Here is an 8,425-nt window from a genome sequence, read left to right on the forward strand (position 1 = left end):
CGAATGACAAATGACAAATGACAAATTACGAATTACGAATTATCTGGATGTCGTGATTTGAACGCAGATTTGTGTCAGCCCAGGAACATATCAAACCTTCCGATCCTGGATCGATCAATTGTTCTGGCGATGGTTGTCGTCGCCAATTTTCTCCTTGCTTGCGGATGGGAAACAGCAAGACGGGGCCTAAATGACGCACGCCTGGGGTTTGTTGGAGTAATACTACAATATCCGATGTATAAACTGGTCGCCCAAAGGGCCATCCTTTGCCGTCGATTCCTCCAGTTAATGGATTTAAATATTTATACAGCGATACCCTTAAATTCCGGCGAATTTCTTCTCTAGCAAAAGGGTTGTTGTATGCTGGCTCTAAAGCAATTTCTGTCTGTACAGAAACACCTACGTAATTTGGTTCTTCTAATTCTATTTGTACCCCTAATAACCGTCTTTCATCTAAGTAACTCAAAATTTGCTCTTGAAGGGCATTACTGAGGGCAAAATCTTCTGGTGTCATGCCATTGCCTTGCACGATCGCATCTGTATTGGCATAAGGAACTACCAGTAAACTAACTATACCAGCTTGTCTTTGAGAATTCGCTGGCAAACAGCGAACACGAGCGATCGCACCATTCCCTGCTTGTTGAGCTAAAACTTCAAAATCTTCAGCAGTGACGGCGCGATCGCGTGTACGAAGGATGCGGGGAGCCTTCATCACAGCTTGTTCCAGCGATTCGGCATCCGCACCATTGATTGCTGGTACACGATTGACCACACTAGCAACATAAGGATATGCAGACTTCAAAAACTGGATTGCCCCAGTTTGAACATTACCTTCTCTACCACCGCCTGTACGATAAGCAACCATCCTAATCTCTGAGCCACGGGGAGGAATCGCCCCGTACTGGTGTTCAGATTGATTGTTTTCCAGGGTACTAACTTGTACAGATGTGTCATCTAGTGATGGTTGCTGGATTCGCGTTGGCGCAGCCTGCCGCAGGCTTCGCATCTGGGTATGCTGTTTAAGTTGGCTAGGTTCTCGAATCAGCGGCCCAAATTGGATTGTACCAGTCAGCGAATCAATGGTGTAATGAAAATGATCCGGCCCAGAATCAGCAAAATCTCTCACTTCAGTCCACTTCTGAGGCAATCCACCAGCGGGAGTAACTAGAATATACTCATTTTCTCGGCGTTCTAAAATTGGTGCGTTTTGTAATTCAAAAGTCTGACCGGGTGTACCATCACTAATTCCTAAGCGCTCATCTTCAATAAAGGTACTGTGACTAGCCCTAACTGTACCGCCAATTGACCGCACTGCTAAACCAGTTATTCGTGGTGGACGATTGTAACCAGATTGATTGGCTTCTGTAGTCATAAAGCTACAACGTAGCCAACGACCCCGGTAAGAGGTAAAGTTGGTCACAGGCCAATTTGGCGGTAAATGCAGACGCACATCTGCCCCTTCAGAGGGATTACCACCCTGTTCAGCGAGTTCGTAAAAACTGAAGCCGCGAGTTTCGTCATCTGACTCTTGGAATAAAACTGGTTGCCAATGTTCTCCATCCCAGGCTTCCCACTTCCGAGGCGGTTGATTGGGGTTAATACCAGCAGGCGTAGCTGCGGCTCCTTGAAAAGTAATATCTAGAACATTACCATCTAGAGGAGCATCAGAAGCGATCGCTAAATAAAAGCAGTTACCAGGCTGAGGTTCCTCTTCAAATATCGATTGTTCATTGCCTGTCCAGAAACCGTTAGATTCACGAGTCCATGTACTTGTGACTCTTTCTCGCAGAGATTGGGGAATGTCTTCGGTGGTTTGGGCAGTTAAGAAGTGTTGTATGCGCGGGTTGCCGATAATTAGAGGAAAATCTGTACTAAAGGTAATACTTTCTGTGGTTTCAGTTTGGATAGTTGAAGCTTCTAATCCTGCCGGAATAGTATAGGCTTCAGGTAGTGCAGCACTTAAATAAAAAGTTAATTCCGTGCGGGCTGGTGCGGGAGGCTGAAGACGAATACCCAGTAATTCTAGGAAAGCTACATAATTTTTTCGAGGCACTTGGTTAAATCTGAGCAACATCTGGTCAGTTAACCAAGCAAATAACTCAATTAGCGTAATCCCTGGATCGCTGAGGTTGTGGTCTGTCCATTCTGGACAGTAGCGGGGAATACGCATTATACATTCATCCACCAAATCATCAAAGGCGCGATCGTCTAAGTTGGAAGAAGGTAATTTTGGTAGAAAGTCAAAGTTCACGATTCCTCCCCAGCTGAAACCAAATAATAAGGATAAACAAAGCTATAAATATCGGGACTGTCTTTGAGTCGATAATTGATGATGATATCCACTCTGCCACGCACAGGGTCGGGATCGGTGAGAACTTCATCAACAATAATTCGTGGTTCCCAAACTTCTAACGCTTCCAAAACATAAAGACGGATTTGCAGCAAGGTTTCGCTATTCAAGGTTGCAAACGCCAGTTCTGACAAGCGAGATCCAAATGTCGGTCGATAAACCCGCTCACCTACTCCAGTGCGGAGGATAATCCAAATAGATTCTTTAACTTTTTGATCTTCACGGCTAAGTTGTATCCCACCTTGCACACTTAAATGCAGTGGATAAGCCCAACCTGTTCCCAAATACTCTCGTTGACCACCATAAACCATATCTGGCACTTAGACAGCTGTTACGTGGATATCTTCAAAGATATCGGCACAGAAGGTTTAAGCCTATTCGCCAAAGGTCGAGGTTGAAGAGGCAGGGGGCAGGAGGCAGGAGGCAGGGGGCAGGGGGCAGGGGGCAGGGGGCAGGAGGCAGGGGGCAGGAGGCAGGGGGCAGGGGGCAGGGGGCAGGGGGCAGGGGGCAGGGGGCAGGGGGCAGGAGGCAGGGGGAGAATCAATATGCTTGGGTTAAGAAAATTCCTCAGTGTAGGCAGGCTGTTCTTGAGCAGGGGAAGCAGGGGAGGCAGGGGAAGAAAAATAGGCTTATCCCAAGCGTATTGGGGGGAGAATGATTTATAAGTGTAATTTGGTATAAATTAAGATTCATAACCGAGTCTTTGATACTCGTGGACGAGTCTTTGATACTCGCGGACGAGTCTTTGATACTCGTGGACGAGTCTTTGATACTCGCGGACGAGTCTTTTATACTCGTAGACGAGTCTTTTATACTCGTGGACGAGTCTTTGATACTCGCGGACGAGTCTTTTATACTCGTGGACGAGTCTTTTATACTCGTGAATGAGTCTTTGATACTCGTGGATGAGTCTTTGATACTCGTGGACGCAGATCAGAATTCCACTTCTCTACCCCCCGACTCGCTCATCCCTTCTGCCTCTGCAATCAACCGCCAATCAAAACAGTGGGATTACCTTTGATAATTTTATTTGGTGGCCCTAATGCTTCTATAATAGTGTCGCCCATACGACAGGCAGGCAGGTTGTTAATCAAGACTGTCTTGCTACCGTCAATTACAACACCGGGGCCATGTGGAGGTACAGGTGAGGGTGTAGCGCAATTATGAATATCAGCACCTGCCGCAGCAGAACTGATTGCGCTACTCATGGTAGTTGATGCTGTTGTCTTTGTAGTTTGTTCGGCAGCTAGGGCAGCAGGTGCCCCTGGTGTACCAGCCGCCGCCTTAGTAGCAGTCTCAGCTGCTAAGACAGTCGCATCAGAAGATGTTTTGGCAGATAGCAAAGCCGGTACTGCTGCTGCAAGCACACCCCGCCACGCAGGTAAAGACCCAATCAACACATTGCGACTACCTGGGCCTCCTGTCAATACTGGCGGTAAGGGATGCGCTACATTGTCGGTAATTCTTGCTGCTGGTCTACCCATGACAACCTCCTATAGTGTTTTTCATTACTAAACTTCAAAATAATCCGTAATTAGTAATTAATTAAGGCGAATCATCGCACCTTTAACTGTAATTACACCCTTGGCTGAAATGTCTATATTTCCAACAGCATCTAATGACAGATTGCCTTTTGATTGCACTGAAATAGACCTAGCGATGTCATCCATTTCGATTGTATGACCGCCTCTAGTTTTAATTAATATACGCTTTTGACTATCATTGAGATAGATTCTGTGACCGTATTTAGTTTCTAGGCGAATACCTGTTTTACTAGTTAGTTTATCTTCGTCAATAAACTGTAAAGTATGTCCGACACGAGTTGTAAAGGTGCGTAATCTTACGCCACGTTTTGTAACTGAGTCACGCACCTTTTCCGGTGGTGCATCTTTTCCATTCCATACTCCGCCAATTACATAGGGACGGTGGATATCGCCATGCTCAAAACCTACCAGTACTTCATCGTCTATCTCTGGTAAACAGTCGAAACCTCTATTTTTCCCTGCTCCCAAAGCTACAACTCTTGCCCAGTCACTTGTATCTTTTTCTGTGAGGGTAGGAAACTTGACCTTCACTCTACCCAACGCCTCTGGGTCTTGGTTATCAGTCACAATTCCCACTAATAAAGTCTCAGATGGTTGTAGGCGTTTTTCTGGAGATAAAGTTGTGAATAAGTCACCAGAACGTAGTCCCCGCACGCTGAAATCAGTTTTATAAACACGCTTACTGAAGAGATGGCGTGTTTCTGTAACATAATACTTACCACTATAGCGATCGCCCATACCCTCAAGAGTAACAACTCGCCCCGGTCGAATCTCAGGATTACCCTCTGCCTTGGCATCTGCATAAACAAATTCTCCTCCCAGTTCATCACACAGAGCCTGAGCCATAGTCTTTGCTTGTTTCGCGCTGGCAACGGGTTTATCTACAACAATCATTTCCTGGGACTTAAGATTGGGAAATGCAGTACTAGTACTAGTTCCTAGCTTATTACCTGTCTGGGTTATTTGGTTCTCTTTCTTAGCTGTTTGGGTAATCAATTGTTTCTTGGTATAGTCCCAGGCACGTACTTCCACAGAACTTACCTGTTCAGCACTGGTGACGCGAGTACTAAATTTATTAATATCAATTAGCCATTTTAGTGGTAAAGCTCCCTGAGCTTTTGGTTTGCAAAAATTCATTTTGCCATCTGTCATAAATAGTTCAAAACCAATGCGAGCAGCCCTTTCCCGTAAAAATTCCATATTAGTTTGGTTTTCTTGGAAGACATATTTATGGACTTCGCCACTTAGGTCTATATTGCCAAGTTTTATTCCTACTTCTTTAGCTATTTTTTTGACTATATCGCTATCCCTTTGATTCAAAAAAGAACGATTATAACGACCTCTGTGAAGACGATGGGAAATATCATAGCCGCGAACAATGATATCAGCTTCAGATTTTTCATTGAAGTGAACTTCCAGACCCGTAATTTCGCCTTCAATCAGAATTTTTTCTTTATTTTCTTTAAAATTCTGATCTAGAGTAGTACTCTCACTGAAACCTAACTTCACTTTCTTACCAATCTTAAATACCTGCTCATATCGCCAAGGTTTGTTTTGTTGAGGGTTAGAAGCAGGAATATAGCTATTATGTACTACTAACGTAAACATTGCTGGCAAATGAAGGCTTTCTTCTATGCTGATTTGCAGCAAATCTTTCATCAATTCTGAAGAATCGCTTAATCCTTCTATCTGGATTGTTGGTTCACTTAAATAAAGACTTTGTTTAGGCATAACTATTCTTTTAGAACTATGAAATGTTCAGATTAGCCTTGAATGATAAATGATTGATAAATTAGTATTTATCGCTTTGGTGACTTCGGTTGATCGGTTTTTCCCACCTTTTGATTTGCCTGACGATCTGCGCCTTTAGAAGCTGATGCTTTTCCTTTAGGAAGATTATTTTTATCTACTTCTTGCAAGGATATATCTACCAGTGCTCTAACTGGTGTGCCATCAGTTAGGAACATATTTAAAGTGTAAGTTAGACTTGTGATTACACAATAAAAATACTCTGATCCCCATGTCAATTTGTAAACAGGTGGTCGCTTATCCGGCGATCCTTTAATAGTTTCTACACCTTTTTTAATCTTGTCTATGTACTTTGTCATGACTGACTCTTTCGTTTCATAGGTATCGTAGAGTAACTGTTTTAGTGTGAATTTATAAGGTTCAACGCCAGAAAAGTTAACTTTAGGGAGAAGTTCGGTACCTCTATTACCTTGTTGACTCTCCCATTTAACAGTTCGACTAAAACTAATGTCTGTGGGATTAAACATGAATTCAATATTTGGTGCTTCACCGTTATGAGCTACAAGTTTGGCTTTCTCAAGTTGCGGTTGAGACTTTTGAATAACAATAATTGCTGGACTTGCCATTTGAGTTTTTCTCCGAAAATTATTGAATGGTATTTACCAAGGTAATCGACCTGAGTGACCGCCATGACGCTCTCGCTCAATTTCTATCCGTTGCCGTAATCTGTTATAAATTTCACGGGCTAGAGCTTCAAGATCAGCCGTATCATCTTTATCATCTTCTTGAGAAGACGGGGATACGCTCTCTATCGTCTCAGTTATTGGTTCAATTTTTCTAGATATGTCAGGTAGAGTTACCTCTCCACCATCAGCAAAGCCTCTAGGTGAAAGAAGGTGTTTAGCAAAAACTTGTGGCGATTCTGAAACATGAGAAGATTCATAATTTTGGCTGTTAGATTCCACATCACTAAAGTTGAAGCTAGGGAATTCATCATTATTTCCATTTAGTAAATCTTCCACACTTGACCATTGAGAAGGTGTATTTGACCATTGAGAAGATGTATTAGTGCTAGGATTTGCTTTTCTGAAAATCAGGGGAGGTGATGAGTATTGAGGTGAAGGTTCATCCACATGAATTGTTTCGTTTTGAAGAGGATTAAGCTGTGGAGAATTTAGGATAGAAAGCTTCTGTTTTCCAATATCCAACCCCAAAGAAGAAGGAATTAAAGAATTGGATACATCAGGGGAGCGAGTCTCAGCACTTTTTAGTTGCAATGAAGTGTCTGGAAAAGAATCGACTTTAGTCGGGGTTTCTGGAGAGGTTATTTCTTCTGGTTCTTGAGCATTGGGTGTCTGTAAACTTGGAAGGATGATATCGTGCGGTGTTCCACCAGTGTTGATGTGATGCAGTAGAGGTAAATTCTTCTGTGCATCCCTGGTATTAATCACAAACTCCCCAGGCGTAAGCATTGCAGGTACTGTATCCGAGGATGCTATCTGGTAACGATTTTCAATGTGGGAGTCTATGACATGACCACCAGTAGCATAACCTTTAGGCGCTGGTAAATTTTCTGCGATCGCATTTTGCTTTTGCTCAACTTTAGGTGGTGTGTTTACCTCATTTTGTGGAGAAGTTGCTTCTTCTGGGATATCTCGATTATCTGAGGTATCAACAAGGGTTGATATTTCAGGATTTGTTACCGTAAAGGGAAATTCTGATTCTACTGGTTGTTCATTGTCAATAATTTTCCTGAAAATATTCTCAGTTTCAATGATTTCAGGCGATGTGGCGGGAATTGGTGGTGTGTAGACGCCTAGCGGCTTGTCGTTAGACATCGCAGTTTCAGCAATCTCAGGTGATATGGCGGTAACTACTGCTGCTTCACCAATTTCAGGTGGTGTGACAGTAATTCTTGGTATTTCAGCAATTTCAGGTGGTATGGCGGTAACTCTTGGTGCTTCAGCAATTTCAGGTGGTGTAGCGGTAATTCTTGATGCTTCAGCAATCTCAGGTGGTATGGCGGTAATTTTTGGTACTTCAGCAATCTCAGGTGGTATGGCGCTTACTGGTGCTTCAGCAATTTTAGGTGATATGGCGGTAACTACTGGTACTTCATCAATCTCAGGTAGCGCTAAGATAGGATAACTTTCTGTAGACTCGCTGGTAGTATTCTCAATATTGGTGTCATGTTCCAGCGAAGTCACATTTGCTGAGACATTTGAAACATTAACCGCCATAGCAGATTGTGACTCTGAAGTGACTAATTGTTCATTGCTATCATAGTATCTGAATAAACTAGGTGTGTCTTCAATATCGGCTGAGGTAGGTGTTAACTGAACAGGCGCACTGACTGGAGACTCACTCGTAACATTAGAATCAATTTCTTGTTGTACTGTAACAGGACTTTTTACAATTGAAGAATCAGAATTAGGTACAGCAACATCCGCTTTCGGCGCAAAGCTATCCACCCCGATAATATTTTCATCGTTCGCCAAAGGATGGAGTAAAGTAGGTGCTTGATCGACATTAGCTGAGGTAAAAGCTGGCGATAAAGCTACTGAAGAATCAGAATTAGGTACATCCGCTTTCGGCGCAAAGCTATCCACCCCGATAATATTTTCATCGTTCGCCAAAGGATGGAGTAAAGTAGGTGCTTGATCGACATTAGGTGAGGTAAATGCTGGCGATAAAGCTACTGAAGAATCAGAATTAAGTACATCCGCTTTCGGCGCAAAGCTATCCGCCCCGATAATATTTTGATCGTTCGCCAAAGGATGGA

At 43.2% G+C, this 8,425-nt stretch carries 6 protein-coding genes; all 6 read right to left on the reverse strand.

Going from position 1 to position 8,425, the window contains the following annotated elements; all coding sequences use genetic code 11:
* Positions 1–25 precede the first annotated feature (25 nt).
* A complete protein-coding gene (locus tag V7K41_RS05825) occupies positions 26–2,251 on the reverse strand; it encodes a putative baseplate assembly protein (RefSeq protein WP_334846355.1) in 2,226 nt (741 codons plus the stop codon).
* Positions 2,248–2,661 carry a GPW/gp25 family protein gene (locus V7K41_RS05830; RefSeq protein WP_334846357.1) on the reverse strand — a complete coding sequence of 138 codons (414 nt, stop codon included), beginning with the start codon at positions 2,659–2,661 and terminating at the stop codon, positions 2,248–2,250. The genes V7K41_RS05825 and V7K41_RS05830 overlap by 4 nt, the downstream gene beginning before the upstream one ends.
* A 675-nt stretch (positions 2,662–3,336) precedes the next feature.
* Positions 3,337–3,834, reverse strand: a complete 498-nt coding sequence (locus tag V7K41_RS05835) for a PAAR domain-containing protein (RefSeq protein WP_334846358.1) — start codon at positions 3,832–3,834, stop codon at positions 3,337–3,339.
* A 57-nt stretch (positions 3,835–3,891) separates the two neighbouring features.
* Positions 3,892–5,625: a VgrG-related protein gene (locus tag V7K41_RS05840; protein ID WP_334846359.1), complete on the reverse strand. Its 1,734-nt coding sequence runs from the start codon at positions 5,623–5,625 to the stop codon at positions 3,892–3,894.
* Between the two features lie 68 nt (positions 5,626–5,693).
* On the reverse strand, positions 5,694–6,269 hold the full coding sequence (locus V7K41_RS05845) for a CIS tube protein (RefSeq protein ID WP_334846360.1): 576 nt from the start codon (positions 6,267–6,269) through the stop codon (positions 5,694–5,696).
* Between the two features lie 33 nt (positions 6,270–6,302).
* Positions 6,303–8,425, reverse strand: a 2,123-nt coding sequence (locus V7K41_RS05850; protein ID WP_334846362.1) for a hypothetical protein, incomplete at its 5' end; no start/stop codon positions are given.

This window comes from Nostoc sp., from assembly GCF_036917415.1.
Taxonomy (GTDB): Bacteria; Cyanobacteriota; Cyanobacteriia; order Cyanobacteriales; family Nostocaceae; genus Nostoc.